At 52.0% G+C, this 22,026-nt stretch carries 19 protein-coding genes and 1 pseudogene; 9 read left to right on the top strand and 11 right to left on the bottom strand.

The features are described from left to right. Positions 1-539 precede the first annotated feature (539 nt). Positions 540-1,796: an oxalate/formate MFS antiporter gene (gene oxlT, locus V2S86_RS04365; RefSeq protein WP_330761393.1), complete on the top strand. Its 1,257-nt coding sequence runs from the start codon at positions 540-542 to the stop codon at positions 1,794-1,796. Positions 1,797-1,846: 50 nt separating this feature from the next. Here oxlT and dsbG read toward each other — a convergent pair whose 3' ends face one another. Next, the gene (dsbG, locus tag V2S86_RS04360; RefSeq protein WP_330761392.1) at positions 1,847-2,608 is read right to left on the bottom strand and encodes a thiol:disulfide interchange protein DsbG; all 762 of its coding nucleotides are present in this window, start codon (positions 2,606-2,608) and stop codon (positions 1,847-1,849) included. A 159-nt stretch (positions 2,609-2,767) separates the two neighbouring features. Here dsbG and V2S86_RS04355 point away from each other — a divergent pair, with 159 nt between their 5' ends. Then, positions 2,768-3,262, top strand: coding sequence for a thioredoxin family protein (locus V2S86_RS04355; RefSeq protein ID WP_330761391.1), 495 nt, complete (start codon positions 2,768-2,770; stop codon positions 3,260-3,262). Positions 3,263-3,344: 82 nt separating this feature from the next. Here the strand turns inward: V2S86_RS04355 and V2S86_RS04350 are convergent, their stop codons facing one another. From V2S86_RS04350 to V2S86_RS04315, 8 genes and pseudogenes are all read right to left on the bottom strand, one after another. After that, positions 3,345-4,097: an alpha/beta hydrolase family protein gene (locus tag V2S86_RS04350; RefSeq protein WP_330761390.1), complete on the bottom strand. Its 753-nt coding sequence runs from the start codon at positions 4,095-4,097 to the stop codon at positions 3,345-3,347. 89 nt (positions 4,098-4,186) lie between these two features. Further along, positions 4,187-4,960 carry an SDR family NAD(P)-dependent oxidoreductase gene (locus tag V2S86_RS04345; RefSeq protein WP_330761389.1) on the bottom strand — a complete coding sequence of 258 codons (774 nt, stop codon included), beginning with the start codon at positions 4,958-4,960 and terminating at the stop codon, positions 4,187-4,189. 62 nt (positions 4,961-5,022) lie between these two features. After that, complete coding sequence (locus V2S86_RS04340) at positions 5,023-5,724, bottom strand: DsbA family oxidoreductase (RefSeq protein WP_330761388.1); 702 nt, start codon at positions 5,722-5,724, stop codon at positions 5,023-5,025. A gap of 81 nt (positions 5,725-5,805) precedes the next feature. Then, positions 5,806-6,905 (bottom strand): annotated as a pseudogene (locus V2S86_RS04335) (alkene reductase). A 475-nt stretch (positions 6,906-7,380) separates the two neighbouring features. After that, positions 7,381-7,719, bottom strand: coding sequence for a carboxymuconolactone decarboxylase family protein (locus V2S86_RS04330; RefSeq protein WP_330761387.1), 339 nt, complete (start codon positions 7,717-7,719; stop codon positions 7,381-7,383). 18 nt (positions 7,720-7,737) lie between these two features. After that, complete coding sequence (locus tag V2S86_RS04325; RefSeq protein ID WP_330761386.1) at positions 7,738-8,307, bottom strand: TetR/AcrR family transcriptional regulator; 570 nt, start codon at positions 8,305-8,307, stop codon at positions 7,738-7,740. Between the two features lie 184 nt (positions 8,308-8,491). Beyond that, the gene (locus V2S86_RS04320; RefSeq protein WP_330761385.1) at positions 8,492-9,049 is read right to left on the bottom strand and encodes an OsmC family protein; all 558 of its coding nucleotides are present in this window, start codon (positions 9,047-9,049) and stop codon (positions 8,492-8,494) included. A 441-nt stretch (positions 9,050-9,490) separates the two neighbouring features. Continuing rightward, positions 9,491-9,655: a hypothetical protein gene (locus V2S86_RS04315; RefSeq protein ID WP_158586341.1), complete on the bottom strand. Its 165-nt coding sequence runs from the start codon at positions 9,653-9,655 to the stop codon at positions 9,491-9,493. Between the two features lie 181 nt (positions 9,656-9,836). Between V2S86_RS04315 and V2S86_RS04310 the strand changes: the two genes are divergently transcribed. From V2S86_RS04310 to V2S86_RS04290, 5 genes are all read left to right on the top strand, one after another. After that, positions 9,837-11,102: an MASE1 domain-containing protein gene (locus V2S86_RS04310; protein WP_330761384.1), complete on the top strand. Its 1,266-nt coding sequence runs from the start codon at positions 9,837-9,839 to the stop codon at positions 11,100-11,102. A 28-nt stretch (positions 11,103-11,130) separates the two neighbouring features. Next, positions 11,131-11,739 (top strand): response regulator transcription factor, encoded by a 609-nt coding sequence (locus V2S86_RS04305; RefSeq protein WP_330761383.1) that lies wholly within the window; start codon positions 11,131-11,133, stop codon positions 11,737-11,739. 2 nt (positions 11,740-11,741) lie between these two features. Next, complete coding sequence (locus tag V2S86_RS04300) at positions 11,742-14,462, top strand: ATP-binding protein (protein WP_330761382.1); 2,721 nt, start codon at positions 11,742-11,744, stop codon at positions 14,460-14,462. Between the two features lie 110 nt (positions 14,463-14,572). Further along, positions 14,573-14,986 (top strand): lysozyme inhibitor LprI family protein, encoded by a 414-nt coding sequence (locus V2S86_RS04295; protein WP_330761381.1) that lies wholly within the window; start codon positions 14,573-14,575, stop codon positions 14,984-14,986. Between the two features lie 37 nt (positions 14,987-15,023). Next, entirely contained in the window at positions 15,024-15,248 is a 225-nt protein-coding gene (locus V2S86_RS04290; protein ID WP_145917166.1) for a hypothetical protein, read from the top strand. Positions 15,249-15,298: 50 nt separating this feature from the next. Here V2S86_RS04290 and V2S86_RS04285 read toward each other — a convergent pair whose 3' ends face one another. Together V2S86_RS04285 and V2S86_RS04280 are read right to left on the bottom strand one after the other, a co-directional pair. Continuing rightward, positions 15,299-16,105: an Lnb N-terminal periplasmic domain-containing protein gene (locus tag V2S86_RS04285; protein WP_330761380.1), complete on the bottom strand. Its 807-nt coding sequence runs from the start codon at positions 16,103-16,105 to the stop codon at positions 15,299-15,301. Beyond that, positions 16,089-17,489 carry an HdeD family acid-resistance protein gene (locus V2S86_RS04280; RefSeq protein WP_330761379.1) on the bottom strand — a complete coding sequence of 467 codons (1,401 nt, stop codon included), beginning with the start codon at positions 17,487-17,489 and terminating at the stop codon, positions 16,089-16,091. The genes V2S86_RS04285 and V2S86_RS04280 overlap by 17 nt, the downstream gene beginning before the upstream one ends. Before the next feature lie 516 nt (positions 17,490-18,005). On the opposite strand from V2S86_RS04280, the gene V2S86_RS04275 reads away from it, so the two are divergent. Further along, positions 18,006-18,398 (top strand): hypothetical protein, encoded by a 393-nt coding sequence (locus V2S86_RS04275; protein ID WP_330761378.1) that lies wholly within the window; start codon positions 18,006-18,008, stop codon positions 18,396-18,398. A 147-nt stretch (positions 18,399-18,545) separates the two neighbouring features. After that, complete coding sequence (locus tag V2S86_RS04270; protein ID WP_330761377.1) at positions 18,546-21,980, top strand: autotransporter outer membrane beta-barrel domain-containing protein; 3,435 nt, start codon at positions 18,546-18,548, stop codon at positions 21,978-21,980. The last annotated feature ends 46 nt before the right edge of the window (positions 21,981-22,026 follow it).

Raw genomic sequence — 22,026 nt, 5'->3', positions numbered from 1 at the left:
GACGTGTCTTCATAATGCACAACTTAACTGTATATATATACAGTTAATGATAAACAAAAATTACCGCCCTGCAAGCAACTTTGCCGGCAGGATGCGGTGTGAAGCGCTAAGGCAATCATTTTCTGTGAAATTTGGTTGCCTGGCAGCCGTGAGCCGAAACCGCATTCCGCCCAACATAAATGCCCGGTTGGTATGCAGGCTTCGCTACAGACTCCCCCAACATGCGGTTCATCATAAAGGCATGCATAACGTCACGGCGTCATCATTAGCTATTCCCTTCCCCTATTTAGGAATATTTATACTTAAACTATCGATTATATTAATTAATGCCGCACTAAGGTTGCTCATCTGCACTATACCCGTGCGAAATATCATTTATCAATTCCACCAAAATTTAATTTAAACGTATCTTTAATTACAGAAAACAAAATACATCAGATTGTTAAATAACAACTTTATTATTTATTTTTTATTCTGGCACGCTTAATGCTCACACTGATACACCGACAGACACAACACTTATATCTTGGGAGATTTAAATGACCCTGGTCAGCGAGTCAGTAATAGAAAAAAACAATCAGCGGTGGACACAACTCCTGTTGGGGTTGATCTGTATGGCGGCGATTTCCAGCCCACAATATGTTTGGACATTATTGACCAAATCGCTGTCGGCCAAACTGGGCGTTGATCTGCCCGCGTTACAGGTCACCTTTTCGCTGCTCATCATATTGCAAACCTTCTTTTCGCCCTTCCAGGGCAAGCTTATCGATCGCTTTGGGCCACGGATATTAATCTCCATCGGCACGCTGCTGTCGGGATGTAGCTGGATTATTTCATCCCAGGTCAGCAGCCTGACTGAGCTCTATCTGGTGTATGGCTGTCTCGGTGGACTGGGTACCGGCATTGTGTATATCGGCGTTGTTGGGCTGATGGTCAAGTGGTTTCCGCAACAGCGCGGTTTTGCCGCCGGTGCCGTGGCTGCCGGATATGGCATGGGGGCGATTTTAACCACCTTCCCCATCAGCATTTCTCTGGGCAGCTACGGGCTGGATCAGACCATGATGGTCTTCGGCGGCCTCTTTGCCCTGGTGGGCTTTCTGGCCAGCCAAGGGTTGAAAGTACCGGTCAATGTTGACTTACAGCCGACCAGCACCAAGCTGGAGCAGAACAAACGTCAGTTCACGTCAAAAGAAATGCTGCGTCAGCCCCTGTTCTGGCTGATGTTTGTCATGATGGCAATGATGTCCACCTCTGGGTTGATGGTGACGTCACAGATGGCTATTTTCGCGGAAGATTTTGGCATCAGTCAGGCGGTGGTCTTCGGCCTGGCGGCGCTGCCCCTGGCGTTAACCCTCGATCGCTTCACCAATGGGCTGACTCGCCCGTTGTTCGGTTTTATTTCCGATCGCTATGGCCGGGAAAAAACCATGTTTATCGCCTTTGCGCTCGAAGGTGTCGCAATGACGCTGTGGCTGATGTGCCGTGAGGACCCGCTGTTATTCGTTTTACTTTCCGGCGTGGTGTTTTTTGGTTGGGGGGAGATATTTTCTTTGTTCCCTGCAACATTAACCGATACCTTCGGCAGCCAAAACGCCACCGCCAACTATGGCTGGCTGTACATGTCGCAAGGGATCGGTTCTATTTTTGGCGGCCCGTTGGCGGCACTGCTTTATCAGCACACGCAAGGATGGCACGTTGTTTTTGGCATGGCGATTTCCTTTGATTTTATCACCGCCGCACTGGCCCTTTGGGTGCTGAAACCCTGGCGCTCACGCTTTATGCGCCAACACGGCTGATAATACGCAGGGTGATCTGAGCTGCGGTCACCCTGCAAACGGCATGCGAACTATTTACAAGCCACAAGATTGGCCATTTGCTCTTTATCCGGCAGACCGGCGATCTGTTGAAGCGTGTTGGCATGGTTCAGATAATAAATCGCCGGTGTGCCGTTGGCACCCAGATCGTCCATCAATTTCTGGTTGTACTGGATCTGGGAAAAAATCGGTTGCGGCGTTTTTTCCAGGAGTGCCGGCTTGCTTTTGCCGCCAGACAACTCGAAACTCTGCCAGACCTTCGCGGGGTTATCAGCAGACAATATCGCCGCCGCGTAACGGCCGCTGTCGGGCTGCATGACAGCGACCAACTGCGTTTTCATGGCAATTTTATTGTCGTTGATATAGGGCTGCACTTCCTGTCTGAACTTTTTACAATATGGGCAGAAAGGATCGGCAAACACGACAATCTGGCAATTTGCCTTATCGCTGCCTTCCATGATGCCTGGCGCTTTTAAGAGCGTTTGCCACATCTCCCGGCCAGCAGGAAGGTATATCTCCTCTTGTATGACTTTTTCGCTCAGGTTACTGCCGTTCTCATCGTACATATAACCTGATATGGCATGTTTTTTGTCGGGGGTCAGATAAATTGTCACCCCCGTTCCCCGGTATTTTCCCAACCATCCCTGAACGCCACCTGGAGCGGTGAAGGGTTTGATGATTTCAATACCTTGTTTTTCCAGCTGTTTGACCGGTGCGGGAAGCTCAGCAGGCGTTGCAGCCTGAACCTGCGTGCCGATAAGCGCAGCAGATAACGCGAGGAGGTATTTGTTCACTCTTATCTCCCTATAATAGGTACTCGTTACAGGCCTTTATATCACAAACCACCGGATCTCTCGGTCATGCCAGAAATAATTGCAAAAAAGATCCCATTGGCCTTTATCATTGCCCGAGTTATGTGATGCCGAGTGCCGGCTAATACCTAAGGAGAATACATGCAAGATTTCAAAGCACTGCTCGATGCCGCATCGGGTTACAGCGAATTTGTTGCCGGCGGAACAGAAGAAGACAGCAAGGCATTGCGGCATTTTGAGGCGCTTGCCAAAGGGGCATTGCCTGACGATGTCATCGGTAAGCTGTCACGCCTGCCGGGTTCGTACAGCATTCTGGTTGCAGCCGAAATGTGGTGCCCCGACTGCCATAAAAACTTGCCCGTTATCCATGCCGTTGCCGCGTCAGCACCGGCTATTCGTTTGGGCATCGTCACGCGCGATAAGGCGGAAGCCGTCTTTAAAGCACACTTTGGTGTCGATAACGTCAAAATTCCGTTTGCGGTGGTACTGGATGAGAACGCGATTCCGCTGGGGCAGTTTATTGAACGGCCTAAAACCGCTATCGGCAAGAATGGAGAAGTGACCGCGAGTTACAAAAACGGCGAGCTTCTGGCCGATACCGCCCGTGAAGTGGCTTCAATGTTTCCAGGAACATAAGTGTTCGATAAAGTTAAATTAATTAATGGGTCTCAACTTTCAGGTAAAAAGCCTGAAAGTTGAGCAATGCCTTATGCGCCCTCTAAATGTAAGCAGAACTCCAGGCAAGGATAATCCCGGCAACATATTCCGCATCCTGAGTATGGGTCAGAAGATGATCCGCTTCACCCAGTGAGATAAAGCTTTTGGGGTGTTTGGCGGCTTTAAAAATTTTCTCTGCCTGTTCAATCAGCACGGTATCGTCATTGGGAGCATGAAAAATCAACAGCGGCTTATTCATGGTAAATACCTTTTCCGCTATTTTATGCTCCTGAATGTTATCCAGCATTTGCTTTTTGAGGGTGAATACCCGCCCCGCAAGCTCTACCGGGAAAGCGCCATGATTCCTGATATCTTCGATATTGTCTTTGAACAACCGCTGTACATGCGTCAATTCGCCTGGCGAACCTATGGTTACGACCGCTCTGGCCTCAGGCACTTTGCCTGCAATAGAGAGGATTGCCGAACCGCCAAGGCTGTGGCCAATCAGCAGCGAAGGAGCCTCGTATTCCCGACGAAGGTAATCGACTGCGCACAGCAGATCGGAAATATTCGAGGAAAAATTGGTATTGGAAAAGTCGCCTTCGCTGTTGCCTAATCCGGTGAAATCAAAGCGAAGCACCGCGATTGAATTTTCTGTCAGTTTCTTCGCAATGCGTGCAGCCCCTTTTAGATCTTTCCCGCAGGTAAAGCAGTGTGCCAGCAGAGCAAAGGCTTTGGGATTTTCTGGCAATTCAAGCAACCCGGCACGTTCTTCACCCTCTGCATTTTTGAAGGTAAATTTCAATTTTTTCATTATGTTAACTTTCAGCATGGTTGAATTACAAGCTAAATGACTATTAGCCACCCCATGATATGGGGCGGCTTTGCGAGGTTATGACGAGCTTATCTGCGAACGGCCATGATACCGGCATCGACATCCCAGATGGCGCCAGTCACCCAAGAGGTTTTGTCGGACAACAGGAATAAGATGGTATTGGCCACATCTTCCGGCGTGCCGACACGCCCCAGCGGATGGAAAGCGTTCAGCGATTGCATCGCGCCGGCAATGTCTTCTTTCGCCATGAAGCCTTCATAAATCGGGGTATGCACGATCCCAGGGGAGACGGCGTTCACACGGATACCTGCACCGGCCAGCTCAATGGCCAGATTACGCGTAAGCGCGTGCAGGCCGGCTTTGGCCATGGAATACGCGGAAGCCGGTGAGTCGCCGAGTGCAGCTTGCGCCCCAATGGAGCCCACGTTAACAATCGCCCCTTTACGTCCATCGGCCAGCATGTTCTTCACTACATCCTGCGTGATGAAGAAGGTTGCCCGGTTCAACATCAGGTACATGTCGTAATCGGCTTCCAAATGCTCGGTAAAACCTTTCGGTATGAAGATCCCGGCCGCGTTGACCATCAGGTTAATATCGCGATGATTAGCATTAATCTCCTGACGAATGGCGTTCATGCCTTCTTCGGTCATCAGGTTTGCCGCAATCACTGACACGGAACCCAGTGGGCTCAGCTCTTTGCGGACCGCTTCTGCCTTGTCTTTTTTATTGCCCGTCAGTACCACGCTGCCACCGGCTTTCAGCACCCTACGCGCCGTTTCCAGACCCATGCCGCTGGTGCCACCCACGACAAGCAGTTTTTTGCCTTTAAAGTCATCGCTCATTTTGAACTCCGTTATTTGCAGGGTAGATTTGCCGGCAATCATGCAGCCGGCTCGTTCAGATTTCAGATGCTGCAACCGTCAGCGCCGCAGGTCTGGCCGTCGTTTTTTGCCAATTCAGCCGCTTTTTCTTCCCAGACTTGCTTCAACGCGTTCAGGAAGTTGTCCGCAGATTGCGCGCCGCTGATGGCATATTTTTCATTGAGCAGGAACAGCGGCACACCGCTGACCCCGATCGACCGGGCATGGGCTTCATCTTCGGCCACCGATGCACGGAAGGCCTCATTGGCAAGGGCGCTTTCAGCGTCGGCTCTGGACATGCCCACTTCGGTAGCTAACGCAATGAGCTCCTGCGGATCGAAAATGGAACGCCCCTCAGTCACACTGACCCGATAAAACCGCTCTGCCATGGCGTCGCCCATATTGGCGCGACGCGCGGCTGCGAGCAGCGTGTGGGCATCTTCGGTATCGCCAAAGAGCATGGTGTCAAAGTTATACTGGAGCCCTTCCGCCTTACCGGCCGTGCCCACCTGATTCATCATCAGTTCCGCCCCGTGCTCCCCGCCAAACTTCTTGTAAAGGGCTTTGCGGAACGGCACGGCAGGCCGGTCGCCGGAAATACGGAAACTGTGGTGGCGGACCACGACCTGCTCCTTATGTTCAAAGGCGGCAAGGCCCTTTTCAAAACGCTTTTTGGCAATCCAGCACCATGGGCAGACCAGATCTGACCAGATATCTATCGTAATAATCGGCTTAAGGGTTTGCATATTGGCTCCTGAATACCTCATTGATGTCGCTCGGCGGTGCCTCTTTATGTGAGCACCGCAAATACCATCGGCTACGTGCCGTTAGTTGGCTTCCCAGGCGGGATAATCGGTGTAGCCTTTTTCCGGCGACCCCGTCACGCCGTAATACGTCGTGCGATCGCTTTCGGCCAGCCGTTGTGCATTCTTTCGACCAGATCGGGGTTGGCAATATACGGCACGCCAAACGCGACAAGATCCAGTTCGTCTGCCTCAAGTGCGGTTTCGGCAATCTCGCGGGTGAAGCCGCCAGCGGCAATAACGGTGCCCCCCAGAGTTTTACGGAACGCGGCTTTGAAACCGGCTGGAACCGGTGCCTGGGTATAAACAGGCTGATAATAGAGGTGTACATAAGCCAGCTGACGTTGGCCGAGGGCCGCAGCGATACTTGCCCAAATCTCTTCTTCACCTTCATAAGGCGCCAGGTCGTAAATCCGCCCGAACGGTGAAATGCGTAAACCCACCTTATTGCTGCCGATAGCCGCAGAAATGGCATCAACCGTTTCCAGCAGGAACCGCTGACGGTTTTCCACAGAGCCACCGTATTCATCAGTGCGAGGGTTCAGTTCACTGCTGAGGAACTGGTCGAAAATGAAGCCGTTCGCCGCCATGATTTCCACGCCGTCAAACCCGGCCTCCATTGCCAGACGCGCTGAATGGACAAAATCAGCGGTAACGCGGCGGACTTCTGCGGTTTCCAGCGCACGCGGCTGGCTGGGAACGACAGGACCCGGTTCGCCTGACTCGGTCAGCGCAAAGACGGTGGTGTTAACCGCTTGTACGGTACCGGCGGAAACTGGCGCGATGTTGCCCGGCTGAATAGAGGTATGAGACATCCGCCCCACATGCCACAGCTGAGCAAAAATACGGCAACCCTTCGCATGTACCGCATCGGTCACTTTGCGCCAACCCTGAACGTGTGCAGCGTTGTAGATCCCCGGGGTATACAAATAGCCGCGCCCTTCTTCAGAAACAGGCATGCCTTCGGTGATAAGCAGCCCCGCAGAGGCGCGCTGGGCGTAATAAAGTGCAACGACGTCATCCGGCACGTCGTTCATTGTGCGGGTGCGGGTCATGGGGGCCATGACCACGCGGTTTTTTAACTGCATGCCTGACAGATTGTAGGGGGTGAACAACTTACTCATCGTGTACCTCGCAAGGCGAAAGAGAGAAAGCCCCGCAGGGGCCGGAGTTAATGCTTAACGGGCTGAGGATCTGAAGATCGCTTCCTGATCCCGGTTAAGCGTATGGCCGCACTATACCTACCTACTAGTTGATTGGTCAATGAGTGAATGAACAAATCATGCTGTCCTTTTTAATCGTTATCCCCTCGTTGAAGAAGTCAGCCCGCAAAATCAGGATATTACAGAATGCATTCTTGGGCGTTCTGGAGCTAAAATTGGTGGGTTCAGGGCGGCGCGGGTTCTTTCTCTGCCCTTATTGGGATGTTAATCACCCCGATGGAGAAGAGTAAATGTCCAGACTTCACCTTACTGTCATCAGCACATTATGCCTGGCTTTGTCATACCGGGCGTTAAATCGGCAGGGTTTTATCAGCAAGCATTATCAGAACTGAAAAAAGGGCAGTAATGCCCTTTTATATTTTCAACGCGACAACTATTAAGCTCTCAGTTGCTTAATTGCATCCAGCGTACGTGCGGAATAGACCACGGCAGCGCCTGCATTCAGGTTGATTGCCACACCAAGGGCTTCTGCAATTTCCTCTTCTGTTGCGCCGGCTTTGATAGCGGCTTCGGCATGGACGGCAATACAACCATCGCAACGAGTCGTCACCGCACAAGCCAGCGCAATCAGTTCACGCACTTTCGCGCCAAGAAGATTGGTCTTGTTGCCGGCATTACCCAGAGCCATAACGCCCTTTAACGTTTCCGGGGTTAGTTTGCCCAGGTCACCAACACGTTGCATCACTTCTGAGCGATATTCATTCCAATCTAACATGGGAGGTCATCTCCAGAATTATTTTCGTTTAACAATCATTAGGATCTGCTCAAGCGTATCGTTGAAAAGTTCAGGTTTATTAATCGCCCGGGAAACAACGCTAGCGCCTTCGCATAAATTCAAAATAAGCAGCGCCATTTTTGATGGCGACAGGTCGGCTGTCAGCTCCCCTGCATCAACGCCACGGCTGACAATCTTGGTCAGCCAGGCAATCTGCATATCGAAATATTCAGTAGCCCGAACTCTGATATTCGGTGGCAGATTGGCCATTTCCGCAGATAAAGCACAGCACAGCGGCATACGCGACGTGCGATAGCTTTCGATGAAAAGCTCCACGTAGGCGGTAAGCATCTGCGCAACCGTATTCTCCGTCGCTTCAATCTGTTCAAACCGGTTTTTGGTATCGGTATGGGCCTGAATCACCACTTGTTCGCCCAAAACATCTTTGGTTGGGAAGTGGTGATGAATACTGGCCTTGGTGATACCAATGCTTTTTGACAAATCGGCATAGCTGAAGGCAGAGTAACCCCGTTCACGCATCAGATGGTCCGCTTCATTCAGAAGCCTTTCTCGTGTCATGACTGACATATCATCCTCACAATTATAATCTACTAGTTGGTAGATATTATCTGCGCCAGTTGTTCCCTGCAAGGGGACATCAGTTCACAACAGGGATTTAACCTTCTTCTGATAACGCGTTTTTGGCGGGGGTTAATAGCCATAAGGCCGTGGGAAAATGACCGTATTCCATCACTTTCCCCTCTGACTTTTATTACACCAACCGGGTATCAATCTTGACCGGGTTTGCCAGAGTATCGTGGATCGGCGAACTTTCCGGCAGCGCGCGAACCATTTCTTCGAGCTGTTCACGGCGGGCGGTTGGGCTGGAGAGCTTAACGCCAACACGGATCCCTTTCGCCCCTTTACGAATTTTATCGTCAAGACCCAGGAAACCGTTCAGATCGATGTCGAAGTTCAGGTCAAGTTCAATACCATCAAGCTCAATGCCTTTTTCTGCCGCCATCACGGTCAGAGTCGCGGTATAGCAGCCGGCAAGAGCCTGCAAAATGTACTCAGCTGGGCCCATACCGCTATCAGTGCCCGACAACTCAGCGGGTTCATCACCAACATTCGCAAATTTACCGGAGCGGCTGGTATCAACCTGGCCATTCTGGATAGTCGCATGAGTTTCCATCCGGACGGATACCCCACCGTTGGATTTACTCTTCATGTTAAAGGTGAGATTACCCAGTTCTGGCTGCCGGCGAATGGCTTCTCGTGTATCGCGAATAACATTAGCGTCAGCAAAAGGTTTTTTTGAATTAGTCATGTCAACTCCTGAAGATGTAGTGTGATTTCAAATGTAGGGTTCATATATGCCACAACCAACCTACTAGATGGTAGATTAATCCATGACGGGAATTTTGTCTACCCCTACTGCCGCCAACTTCTATTAACGTTCTCTTCTGCTTAGCGTCAACGTATTCAAAAGGCGCATGAAACACCGCCGCGACCGGTGCTAACGTCATCATTTGTCTGGCAACCTGGCCCCCGGGTGACAACATCGTATACCCGGTGTGGGCGTGCAAAAGTGCAAAGTTTAAAGTGTATACTCTGCGGTTTTAAGAAATAGAATCTCTGCAACAAACTTATCTGCCATTCAGGAAAATAATCGCCGCCGCGAATAGGCTGCAGACTATTGCGCAATTTCTCCCGCGACCTGCTGCAATAAACCACGCGCATGTTGATATTGCCCATCAAATTGGCGGTTTTACTGCATGCCATCATTCATGGAAAATAACACCGTACCTTCTTTCATCACAAATACCGGCTCGGCGATACGTGCACTATGGCCAACAGAACTTAAAGAAAAAAACAGCACCATAGCTGCTGCAAATACCAATACGATGCCACCGAACAATTGAATGTTTTTCATAGCTGACAAGCCTCAGTAATTAAGTGATGGAAATTGACGATTCGGCGCGATACCGTAACCTGGAATGAAGTATAAAGAAGCGTTGGAACAACGAGTATCTGACTAGTCAGAAAAGCGATTCGTAGCTAAACCTAGAGAGGGGTTGTTAACATTTTACGCAAAGACGACAAGGGAGATAAACATGGACGCCGGGCGTATCTCACGTCGTTACGGCTTGTTGCGTTGGCTGATATTTGTCGCGGTTTACTTCTTGCTCGCCACCATCAGTCTCGAAACACGCGATCCCTGGAGCCTGTCCAGTACCATTTGGTTGCCGGCGGGCCTGTTGCTGGGCGTGTTGTGCACCCGCTCCCCGGCACAGTGGCCGATGTGGGCGATCAGCGCCGGCGTACTGCATTTTTCGGTCAGCCTGCTGCACGATCGCCCCTGGGATATTGCGCTGGCGTTCGCCCTGCTCGATTTAGCGATCATTTGCCCGCTGGCGTTAATCTGGAATGGGCTGCACCGCTATTCAAACGGCTTGTCGCACCCGGGAGAAACGTTGCTTTTGCTGGCCGGCGTGTACCTTGCCAGCGCCGTGGGCGGTCTGTTTAGTGATTTAATTCTTAAAGCTCTCGGCTATCCGACGCGGGTTTCGCATTTCATCAGCTGGGGAATTTCCAATGCTACCGGCTGCCTGGCGATCGCGCCGCTATTTATTATTCATCGTTTGAATCGTGGGCAGTGGCAGTGGCCCACCCGTCAACAAGCCGTTATTGCAGCGTGGGTTTTTCCGTTAGCTATAGCCGTTTTTTTTCTGCCTTCCAGTCTGTTAAGCAACGACCTGCTGAATAACGCCTTATTGTATTCCGTGCTGGCGCTATCGCTGTTGCTGTCCGCTTTGTTGCCCCTGTTGCCGCTGGCGCTGTACTTTATTCTGCTCACGCTGCTGGTGAGCCTGGCCACTCTCTATGGCTATGGCCCATTTCGCCCAGCGTTGGCCGGCATGCAGGCGGTCGAAGCTTCACAGTTGTACTTGCTGATGATCATTTCACTAGGCTTGTTAGTGGCAACGCGGGAACAACGACATCGCTCCCGGCGCCAACAGACGCAACAACAGCAGCTATTGCTGAACGCGTTGCTGCAAACGCGCCACCCAGCCTTTTTTCGTCTGTCGGCGGAGGCTGAACTGTTGGATTGGCAGCCACACGACGCCGTTTTCGGCATGCCGCCACGTCAGTTAGCCAATCTGACGCTGCTGTTGGCCCATGTTCACCCCGACGATCGCGAGGTGCTGAAAACATTGCTGCGCACCGCAAGCGAATCACGGAATACACCGCAACATTGCTCATTACGCCTGCTGCTGCCCGATGCACATTATCATCATGTCGAATGCCGTTTGTTGCACCATCCGCAACAAGGGGTAGCCGGCGTATTGGCACTGGCGAAAACGGATTCACTATACTGATTGCATTGCCTGTTCCGAGGAGTCATTTGTGCAAAAAACCGTGGTAATAGCCGATGATCACCCCGTATTCCTGATTGGTCTGCGAACCGTGGTGACCACGGCCTTTGGCGATAATTTTACGATCGTCGGTGAAGCGCAAACGGTGGATCAACTGTTGGCCTTACTGGCGGAAAAATTGCCGGATGTGCTGCTCACTGATTTCAATATGCCGGGTGAACAGCAGTCCGACGGTCTGCGGCTGATTAGCACGCTACGCCGCAAATACCCACAGTTGCCGATTGTAGTCATTACCGTGATGACCAACCCCGGGCTGGTCAACTCCATTCTGGCTACCGGCGTGTTAGCGGTGATCAATAAGCAGAGCCTGACCACTGAGCTGACCGCTTGTCTGAAAGCGTTACAGCTGGGGCGTCGACCGCCGGGCAACGCCGTATCATCGCCCTCCACAGTGGCGATGAGCCCACGCGAGCTGGAGGTCGTGCGCCTGTTGGCCCAGGGCCACAGCGTTAACCATATCGCCGCCATGCTCAGCCGAACCAAACAAACCATCAGCGCACAAAAGAAAAGCGCCATGTTAAAAATTGGCGTCAGCTCCGATGTCGATTTGTTCGCCTATTTGCGCGAAGCCGGGCTGTGAAGATGAGACGGCCTTGGCTGGTGCTGCTCACCCTACTGCCTGCGTGGGCCTGGGCAACCGGGGACATCCACGTCGGTCTGCTCGACGATCGTCCGCCCTACAGCGATTTTGATGCGAACCATCAACTGCAGGGTGCGGCGACAGATTTGCTGAGCGCCCTTGCGGCTCAAAATGGGTTGCACTTCACCACACAGGCCGCATCCAGCCACAGTCAACTGGCGCAGATGTTGAATACGCAAAGTATCCAGGTAGCCTTGCCGCCGCCGCAAAGTTCAGCGCCACCGCCGGGGATACTGGTTTCGCATCCGCTGTTGCAACAGCGCTGGGCGCTGGTGGTTCGCCAGGATCGGTTGCCGTTACAGCACGATGCGTCGCTGGATCTGCGTCATCAGCGGGTGCTGATATTACGTCACAGCCCGGCGCAGCCGGGATTACTGGCGGCTTACTCCGGCGTGGAACTCGTTGAGGCGGCGTCATTGCATGAAGCGATCCGGCTGCTGAATGCCGGCGCCGCGCAGGGCATCGTCTGCGATGCCACACAGGCGGCGTTGTTAGCCAGCAATCTTTACCCCGGCAGGCTGAGCGTACGCCCACTGCCGGCAATCGTCAGCAACCAGCCACTGTGGCTGGCACCGGGTCAGGACGCGCTGTTGCAGCGTATTAATCACGCCATCGACGCCCTGCCCGCAGGCGTTGCACAATCGATCAATGAACGCTGGCTGTTGAACTCAACGCTAAGTGCGATGCAACCGAGCGGCACCGCCGGCGATCGCTGGTTCAAGCCGCTGACGGCGGTCAGCGCCGCGCTGTCGCTGTTCCTGATCGGTTTTCTGTCGACTGAAATTTTCCGCCGCCGCCGTGCCGAACGCGGTTTGCGCGATGCGTTGAAATACTGGCAAACGCTGCTCAACAGTATCCCAACGCCACTGTTGGTATGTGATCCGCTCGGTAACATCACCCATTGCAATCAGGCCTTGCTAAAGTCACTGACGCTAACGCAGCAGCAAGTGATTGGGCATTCTCTGGAGCAATTTACCGCGCGAAATCCGATTATTCCCGCCATCAGCCAACAAGAGCGCATAGCGGCCATCGGCAATATGCAACCGCAGTTTTCCGACCGTGCAATGGTGATACAGGGAGCGCAACGGGAAATCGCCCAATGGCTGGCGGCTTACAGTGACAGCCGTATGACGCCGCAAGGGCTGCTGCTCGGTTGGTATGACATCAGCGAGCGCAAACGCCTGGAGCGCGATCTCGCCGATGCCTTGCAACAGGCCACCGACGCCAGCCGCGAAAAAAGTCATTTCCTGGCACGTATGAGTCATGAAATTCGCTCACCGATGAACGCTATCCTCGGAATCCTTGAGTTGGAAACCCAGCGCCCCGAAGCCGCTGGGACGTCGCTACCGATAGCCTATGCGGCCTCACGCCAGTTGCTGCAAATTGTCGGGGATGTGTTGGATATTTCCAAGATTGAGGCCGGTGAAATGCACTTGCAGGCTCACCCCACAGAGCTGCATCTCTTGCTGACGCAGGCGCTGGATACCTACGCCGCGCTGGCGGCGCAAAAAGCGCTGCGGCTGGACAGCGATATCGAAGCCGTCTGGCAGCATCAGTATCTGCTGGATGGCGCCAAGCTGACGCAAATTCTCAATAATTTGCTCAGCAACGCCATCAAATATACCGAACGGGGTTTTGTGGCATTGCAGGTCGATGTACAGCCACAGGATCCCCATCACGACAATCTAACGTTCAGTATCAGCGACAGTGGCATCGGTATCGCACCGCCCCTGCAACAGAAGATTTTGCAACCCTATGCTCAGGTTGATGCCAACGCGCCGGCCAGTACGGGGCTAGGGCTGGCGATTTGTACCCAACTGGTGCAACTGATGGGCAGCGAGTTACGGATTGACTCCACGCCGCAGCAGGGTTCACGGTTCTCTTTCACGCTAACGCTACCTCGCACCGCCGCAGGCGATGAGGCGCAAGAGATGCTCACCGTCCCCCTCGTTGAACACTCGCTGCGGGTGCTGGTTGTGGATGATTTGCCCGCAAACCTGACGGTGATGAAACTTCAACTGGAAAAGCTCGGACATCAGGTCACCACCTGTGACAATGGTCACCAGGCGCTGCAATGGCTGGAGCAATCCCCCTTCGATTTGGTGCTGACCGATTGTCAGATGCCGGTTTTCACCGGTTATCAACTGGCGCAATGGCAAAGAGAGCGAGAACAAGGCTACCGTCGATATCTGCCGATCGTCGGCTGTACCGCCAATGCGTTTAACGATGAGCAATACCGCTGTCTGGCGGCGGGTATGGACGCCGTGCTGATCAAACCGCTAACCCAGCAGGATTTGCGCACCTTAGTGTCGGAGCAACAGGCCATTCGTGTGGACATGCGGGAAATCCAATTGATGGCCGCCGGGCAGCCGCAGGTCATGACCACCTTGATTGACGAATTGCAACGCAGCAGCGACGCTGACCGCCAACAGCTGCTCGCCGCCACCGCACAGCCGGACGTATTCGCCGCGCTGTTGCATCGGCAGAAAGGCAGTTTTGCGCTGGCGGGCTACCAAAGCGGGGTCAATCTTTGCCAACAGTTGGAACAACATCCCCCTGCTTCGGCAGAACCGACGGTGGCTCTGCTGCGTATGAATGCCCTAATTCTGCGTTTTATCGCTTTACTGGAACAACAGCGTGCGGCGGTAAACGTTGACGATTGAAATGCACGCTTCTCCCTTCATTAAGGAGCATCAGCTGATATCCTGTTGGCGTAACGCCAAAGACTTTCCTATTATTAGATGAAAATTTCTCAACTTAAGGATATTAAAATATGCGAATGTGTATTGTCGCCCTTCCATTGATTTTCTCAGCCTTTTTTTCAACCAGTGTGCTGGCAGCGGATAAATCTGAAAGCAACTGTTTGCAGACAGCTCAAAGTCAGGCTGAACTGAATGATTGCGCTGCTCAGACTTACAAAAATGCAGATGGGGAGATGAATAAAGCCTATAAAAAAGTCATGGACACGTTAAAATCATCCCCTGAAAAAAGTAAGGCGCTACTTCAGGCGCAGCGCGCCTGGCTAAAATTCAGAGATGCGGATTGTGCGTTTTTGAGTTCAAACTCTGCAGGCGGGAGTATTAACGCGATGAATAACGCATTATGTTTGAGTGAGCGAACAACGGAACGCACAAACTCTCTGAATAAAATAAAAAAATGCGACATAGGCGATCCTGAGTGTCAATAACTGATATTTAGCTTGAAGCCTTTAATAATGGAGAAGAATGATGCGAACAGTATTACTTGCAGTTTCAATGGTACTTTTATCAGGGTGTGGGATCAGTGATGAGCTTGATGCGATGACTCTGGAAAACCATAAAAAAGTTTGTGATGGTTATGGTTTTACCAAAGGGACCGATGCCTATGCCAATTGCCTGATGCGACAAGACGAACTTGAAGATGCGGATGAGCAAAAGATGATGGATAGAGAGGCCAAAAAGAAAAAATAACGGCAGGAATCATCCTGCCTTCAGAATCACAAGCAGGGAAAGTGAGCCACTCAACTTTCCCTCTTAACGCCCTCCCGAATCAAACGCGAAAAATCCTCATTGATCACGGCATCGTCCGGCCTCTTGATGAGGCATCGTTTTTTCAACTGTTCAAAAGGCAGGCTAGTATCCAATAAGCCAAGCTCATAGATGTATTTATCTGCATAGCCGCTGACCAAGACTTTCCAGCTATAGCGAATGTCGGCAGAAACCGCAGTCGCATGATGCAAGATATTGCTCGTGCAGTTATTAAATACCGTGTGATAAAACTCGGGTTGGTGGCTCAGTTGATCGATACGTTGCAAATAGCTCAGGAAAAGAGCCTGGGCCGTATCTGGCGAAATCTGAAGGGGATAAAGATAAACCCGCTCTTTGCGAACATCGGTTCTGACGCCAATCAAGTCCCGCTCATCGGCAAGCACATAGGTCAACATGTAATGTTTAAAAAATCCGCGCCAGGTCGAATATCGCTGGTCGCGGCTACGCCGCGTTTCTATCGAGACCGCCAAATGGCGGCCATCGTCGAAACCGAAGCTCAAAAACAGATGCGCAATAGCCTTGCCTGACCAGTAAGAGGAGACCACATCTACCGTTTTTAACTGGCTAATATCGATATCTGCATCGTACCAATCGGGCACATAATCGTCGCGGGTAGGTTGATATCTGAAATTGCGAATATTGCTCAGTACAATTTTACCCTGCTCCCCCCATTCCACCTGCGGTAACCGCGCGTATTCCAACACCCAGTCTTGTTCGTTGCTTGCCGCTGGTGAGGTCAACCACGAAAACATGGCCATATAACTAGTTGCCTTTGTCATTTGAGGGTTCGTTGCTCGCAGTTGACGCCATCGTGCCCTGCGATTTTTCATCGCGCCATTGCTTGCGCAAAGAAAACATTTTCTTTAGAGCGCGGCGTATGGTGGTTATCCAGCCTGCCGGCCGGGGATCCGCCAACATGCTTAATGCACGTGCGTAGTCGAGCGTCAGCCCTGGTGTCCAGGCCATCGTTTTTGCGCGTTTACGTATTTGTACCGCCACCCATAACTCCGGCGTCGTGAGAATTTTACTCAACACCCACCAGTGGCCACGCTGCCCCCATATCTTGCCCACCACGCCTTCCAGCGCCGCTTCAAGGCCCCGCGCCACACTGCTTGAGCAGTTACGATGCGTAAGGTTATAGGTGTTGTCTTCCCGATAGATTTCCCAGAAGCGTTTCAAACGTTCAGCATCGTAGTTCCTGATCCGCACCTGCATTGTGGAAGGGCACCATTTTTCTGATTCAGTCACATAATCCGGTTGAAACTGCCCTTCGACGTTATTATCTGCCGTTGCTCGCAGCAAGCGGGTAAATTGATCGGGCGACCGGTCAATATCGACTGCCGGATACAGGCTGATATACACGCCCTCCGGAGATTCCAGCGCAGCATGGCCGGTGGAAATCACCCCATTTTTATCCACCGCAGCAATATAACGATCAATGACAGGATGCGGCACTACTGCACTTTTCGAGGATCCCACAGGTGTCCAGACATGTATGGTCAGTGCCGGTTCATCGGCAGCCGGAGGGCCGTCCCATTCCGTGACCAACGGCGCCGTTTCTGCACTGCTGGCTTCCTCAGCGGCCGTATTGCCCAACACCGCGGGGTTGACCTCCAGTTTTTTGACGCGCATCGCCAACATAACCATATTCCACCCGCCGAATATCAATCCCAGCCCTAAACAATAAGGTACGGTGCCGACATAATGGGTCGGATAGGGTTGAAAGAAGAAAATGGCCAACATGACTTCTATTACGCCGCCGGCTACCACAAACTTCCAGTTTTTATAGCGTACAACCCCAGCAGTGACGATTTGCAATAACCCGTCGGTCAAAAACAAAATGCCAAAAATCATCGATAAAATAAAATGACCATGATGATGCCCGCTCAAGATCAATACCGCAGCCAGTGAAAATGCCCCTCCTTTTACGTAACGCAAGGTGCGTTGCCCGCCGATGCCGGTATGCGCAACCATCAACGTTGCCAGGCCTTCGACCAACAACAGGAAAGCAAAGGGATGCAAGGGGAAATAAATCGCGTTATCCAACGCATCGATGAAGATGATTAAGCCAGCCAACACACCTAACCAACCGGCAATCATCAACCCACGCCAGCGGTTACGCAAATAATCGACCCCCAGCAAAATCATGACCAACTGAACCATGCCTATCACCTCTGCCCATAGTTTTTAATTATAAGATAACCAGCACCCCAGCAGACGAGCCTTAGAGTAAACGACCAAAACTGCCCTCTTGAGATCCAAGGATAAATGGAAGTTTTTAATTCCATTAAACCTAGCAGATGATTTATGAATGTGCTGTCGCAGGCGTTCACTTCAGATAAAACCGAGGATGGAATTGCATAACCCATTGAAAATCAATAACAAGCTTACTTAAGGGGCGAGAATCCAAATGCGGCACGCCTTTTTAAAGCGTCCGCAGGTAACGCCGGCCTGCAGCCCTACAACCCAGCCCGGAATACGTTGCCGCCACCCATTTCGCCCTTTAAACCCCGATAGATTTATCCAATAATCGCCCACCGAGCCGCAAAAAAAAATGGGTAAAAAAATCATAAAAACAATACGTTACGTATAATTATCAACAAATTCAAAATCAACAAACTCAATTAATCATCATAATCTATAATCATATTCACCCTGCATTAAGCCAGAGACATTCAGATGAATAAAAGCGCATTAACCTTAACCCTGTCATTATTTTTCATGGCTAAAATGGCAATATCCTCTCAAGATTGCGGGTCTTTAAAGAAAGACATCAATACTGGCAACATGGGTTTCTACCAGGAGTTGGTGCAAAAATCCCTTACCCAAAAAATAAAACTAAACACCATAGAAGTCTCTCAGGTTTTGGCCGAAAGCGAATGGCTTGCCATTTCTGCCGCAACAGACATCTCCGACCCTGGCGTATTATTCTTTAAAAACAATAAATTTATCGATGTCTGGGGCGGTGATGTGTCGCCGGAAGAAAAAAACAATGTATTAAAATGGACACGAGACATTCATGTTCCCGATAAATTAGCGCAATGCTTTTTCGATTCCATCGTTATTCGATAAACACGAACATGCAACACCACCGCCAAAACAATAAAATAAAGCCAATTTCCATCATCAGAATGACGGACTGCATTTTTACCAGACAATTTGAAATATTTTTCCCACTTACCTTTTACTTTCAATCAATTGCAACTATGGGGTATGGAAATGATAAAAAAAGTCAAACCATTGAAGTTCGTAGTCAGTTCGCTATTACTTTTACATCCGGTATCTTATGTTCTGGCGGCACCGGCTCCAGTCAACATTCCCCTTGGGCATTTAGATAACCGCCTCACTATCAATGTCGGTGTGAACGGCGGCCCTGCACAAAAATATATCTTTGATACGGGTTCGGATCAGTTCAACGCCGTTCTCGGGCAACAAGATACCTCGCGCTGGCCGAATGTGCATCAGGCATACGAATATCTCTATGGCAACAATGGCTGGGGGGGATACTGGTTACAGCGCAAGCAAATAACGGACCTGACCTATTACACCGATGATGCAACCCCGATACCGGTAGCGACGCCTGGCAGCAACAATAAAGGCTACGTTATTGGCCAGGTTGAACATCTGTTGCTCGACCACCCCCAGCAAGCAGATCAAAAGCCTTTTAAAGTCATAGGGGACAAAACTTACTATATTGATTTGGCTGCGGAAAAAAACATTACCACAGGAAAACCGACAGAAGAAAAGCACTTCTACGGCACCTTTGGCGTAGGGGATTTTCTTTTTACGGATGAAAAAGGTAATCCCAATGGCGGCAGCCCCTTTAGCACCATCACGAAAACCGGTTTTATCGTCGCCGGTAATGACAATGCCAATGAAAATGGGACAACGCGTTCACCGGGTTGCGCGCCTTGCGCCATCCTCAATTTGACCCCCAGCCTGCGGGCGCAGTTTGATACCCTGGTCCCTTGGGCACCGACGCGCAGTGAAGGCGACATTACCCATTTCCCCAACTCTGGCGCACCGGCGTCATCGCAACATGAAGGCCGCTTCAAATACGCCTTCACACTCAATATCAATGGTCAGTCGAGCACCGTTGAGCTTCCCGCAGAGGCACTGAGCGGCGCAATTTTATTCGATACGGGCAATCCTACTCACGCAACGATAGACAGCAAAAAATTCGGCGACATCCTCGAACAGCATGGCGTGAAATTTGATAAGGAGGGAGAAAACAACACATCGGTGACCGCCCTGACGCTTCAGCCTGTCGACGCCAATGGACAGAAAGTCGGCAACGGGATCACTCTGCAGGGAGGCCGTGATGATCGCCTGGTTATCGATCGTGACGGCAGTGACACCGAAACCTGGAACATTACGTTGGGTTTAGGTTTTTTCGCTCAATATTCAGTGATGTATGATTTACAAAATCAGCTTACGGCGTTTACCCCTTTCGTGGTCAATGCCGATAATTTCTCTACGGATGCCAACGGCGGCGGATTGCACCTTAACCGCGTGACCAGGCAAATGGGAAATCTGATGAGTGCCCCTGCCGGCGATCCCTCGGGGGATCCTAACGGAGGAAAAGGTTATCTGGGGTTGGCGGGTGCCATCTCCGGCGCCGGCGACTTAACGCTCATGCCGAATGTGGTGGTCAACATGACCGGCATCAACACCTATACCGGCGTGACCCGGGTGAATAAGGGCGCGGTGTTATACCTTACCGGCCCCGGCAGCCTCGCCCACTCCGCATCGCTGGAAAATAACGGTTGGTTTGACATCACTGAACACGGTAATTTCAATCCGCTGTGGGGCGTTCCAGACAGCATGAACAACGTCACCCTCCGCAGCTTAAGCGGCAATGGCGTAGTCACGTTGGGGGACAGAACGCTGGTGTTGAGTCAGGCGAAGGATAATTTCTCGGGCCGTATCACGGACGTTGATCTCGGCAATCCTGACGGAACGCACTATAAAGGCGGCCTGACAATAGCGGGCGGTAGCCAAACGCTCAGCGGGAATAATGACTATGCCGGCCAGACGCGGATTGCCAAAGGCGCTGCGTTGCAACTGGCCAAAACCGGCACGTTAGCCAGCGATGTCGCGGCTGACGGGCTCTTTATCGCCAACGGTAAAGCCGCCGGCGCTACTGTGGTGCGCGAAGGCGGGCTGGTAAGCGGCAATGGGCATATCGGCACGCTGACGGCAAATAAAGGGGGTTCGGTAGCACCCGGCAATTCCATCGGCACCTTGACGATTGATAACGATCTGACGCTGGAGAATGGCTCCCGTTATCTGGCTGACATTGAGGCCGGCCGCAGCGATTTGCTGCAGGTCAATGGCCAGGCGACACTGAACGGTGGCGAGATTGCGGTGGTGCCGCAAGCGGGGCAAAACCTGCTGGCTTCACCATCCTCCGCCGGCAATATCCTGGCACAGCGTTATACCTTGCTCACTGCCGCGCAAGGTATTACCGGGCAATTTGGCCCTGCCGATGCCGGGCTGTTTTTAACGCCCGACCTGGCCTATCAGCCCACCAGCCTCTCATTGGGTTTACAACGTAACGCCACCCGTTTTGCGGATGTCGCCGTCACGGCCAATCAACGTAACCTCGCGACCGCAATTGAACGCTTACCGGCCGATCACCCCGTGTATCAAAGCTTGCTGATAGCCCCTTCTGTGGAACTGGCGCGTCAAGCCTATCGTCAATTATCCGGGCAGATACATGCGGATACTGCCTCCGCGCTGGTGAATAACAGCCGTTATGTTCGGGATACGCTTAACGGCCGTTTGCGCCAGACTCAGGGCGCAGCGGACAACAGCGACATCAAACAAGACGAGGACGGCGCATGGGTCAGTTTGTTGGGCAACTGGGAGCACGCCAGCGGCAACGATAATGCCACGGGCTTCCACGACTCTACCTTTGGGGTATTGCTCGGGGCGGATAATGAGCTGGCCGATCGTTGGCGTCTGGGCTTGGCCACCGGTTACACCCGCACCTCATTGCACGGAGACGGCGCATCTGCCGACAGTGATAACTATCATCTGGCGGTCTATGCCGGCAAAACCTATGACAACCTGAACCTGCGCGCGGGTACCGCCTATACCTGGCACCGGATTGAAACCTCTCGGGGTATCGGGTATTACGGCCAGTCCGATAACGCCAAGGCGCGCTATAACGCGGGAACGGGCCAGATCTTCGCAGAAGCGGGTTACCGTCTGGACAATGCCTGGTTCAATCTGGAGCCGTTCGCCAACCTGGCGTGGGTGAATTACCGTAGCGATGATATGACGGAAAATGGCGGTGCCGCCGCATTGAAAGCGGACAGCCAGAGCACCAGCGCAACATTATCCACCCTGGGTATGCGCGCGGACAAACGCTGGAGTACCGGTAAAGACAGCGCCGTTACCCTGCGGGGTGAACTGGGTTGGCAACATCAGTACAACGCGACTGAGCGCGAAGTCGGCTTGCGTTTTGCCGGCACTGACGCCACCTTCAATACCGCCACGGTCGCAGCCTCACGCGACGGCATGGTGATGAAGGCGGGGGCAGAAATCAACGTCACAAAATCGGTTGCCGTTTCCCTCAACTACACCGGTTTGTTATCTCAGAACTATCAGGATAACGGTATGAATGCCGGCGTGGTATGGCATTTCTGACAGTTTTTTCCTGAACAGGCAGGGATGCCCGCAGTCACTTCCGGGA

Origin of the sequence: Serratia sp. C2(1) (assembly GCF_036352655.1) — a bacterium.
GTDB lineage: Bacteria > Pseudomonadota > Gammaproteobacteria > Enterobacterales > Enterobacteriaceae > Serratia > Serratia inhibens.
Note: the sequence above shows the minus strand (reverse complement) of the source record. Positions and strands in the feature narration are given on the sequence as shown.

Coding starts and splice junctions, on each gene's coding strand:
- V2S86_RS04330 (WP_330761387.1), bottom strand. CDS start 7,719: ATGTTAGATTGGAATGAATATCGCTCAGAAGTGATGCAACGTGTTGGT.
- V2S86_RS04340 (WP_330761388.1), bottom strand. CDS start 5,724: ATGCAAACCCTTAAGCCGATTATTACGATAGATATCTGGTCAGATCTG.
- V2S86_RS04275 (WP_330761378.1), top strand. CDS start 18,006: ATGAATAAAAGCGCATTAACCTTAACCCTGTCATTATTTTTCATGGCT.
- V2S86_RS04325 (WP_330761386.1), bottom strand. CDS start 8,307: ATGTCAGTCATGACACGAGAAAGGCTTCTGAATGAAGCGGACCATCTG.
- V2S86_RS04320 (WP_330761385.1), bottom strand. CDS start 9,049: ATGACTAATTCAAAAAAACCTTTTGCTGACGCTAATGTTATTCGCGAT.
- V2S86_RS04285 (WP_330761380.1), bottom strand. CDS start 16,105: ATGACAAAGGCAACTAGTTATATGGCCATGTTTTCGTGGTTGACCTCA.
- V2S86_RS04300 (WP_330761382.1), top strand. CDS start 11,742: ATGAGACGGCCTTGGCTGGTGCTGCTCACCCTACTGCCTGCGTGGGCC.
- V2S86_RS04280 (WP_330761379.1), bottom strand. CDS start 17,489: ATGGTTCAGTTGGTCATGATTTTGCTGGGGGTCGATTATTTGCGTAAC.
- V2S86_RS04315 (WP_158586341.1), bottom strand. CDS start 9,655: ATGAAAAACATTCAATTGTTCGGTGGCATCGTATTGGTATTTGCAGCA.
- V2S86_RS04350 (WP_330761390.1), bottom strand. CDS start 4,097: ATGAAAAAATTGAAATTTACCTTCAAAAATGCAGAGGGTGAAGAACGT.
- V2S86_RS04355 (WP_330761391.1), top strand. CDS start 2,768: ATGCAAGATTTCAAAGCACTGCTCGATGCCGCATCGGGTTACAGCGAA.
- V2S86_RS04270 (WP_330761377.1), top strand. CDS start 18,546: ATGATAAAAAAAGTCAAACCATTGAAGTTCGTAGTCAGTTCGCTATTA.
- V2S86_RS04290 (WP_145917166.1), top strand. CDS start 15,024: ATGATGCGAACAGTATTACTTGCAGTTTCAATGGTACTTTTATCAGGG.
- oxlT (WP_330761393.1), top strand. CDS start 540: ATGACCCTGGTCAGCGAGTCAGTAATAGAAAAAAACAATCAGCGGTGG.
- V2S86_RS04345 (WP_330761389.1), bottom strand. CDS start 4,960: ATGAGCGATGACTTTAAAGGCAAAAAACTGCTTGTCGTGGGTGGCACC.
- V2S86_RS04295 (WP_330761381.1), top strand. CDS start 14,573: ATGCGAATGTGTATTGTCGCCCTTCCATTGATTTTCTCAGCCTTTTTT.
- V2S86_RS04310 (WP_330761384.1), top strand. CDS start 9,837: ATGGACGCCGGGCGTATCTCACGTCGTTACGGCTTGTTGCGTTGGCTG.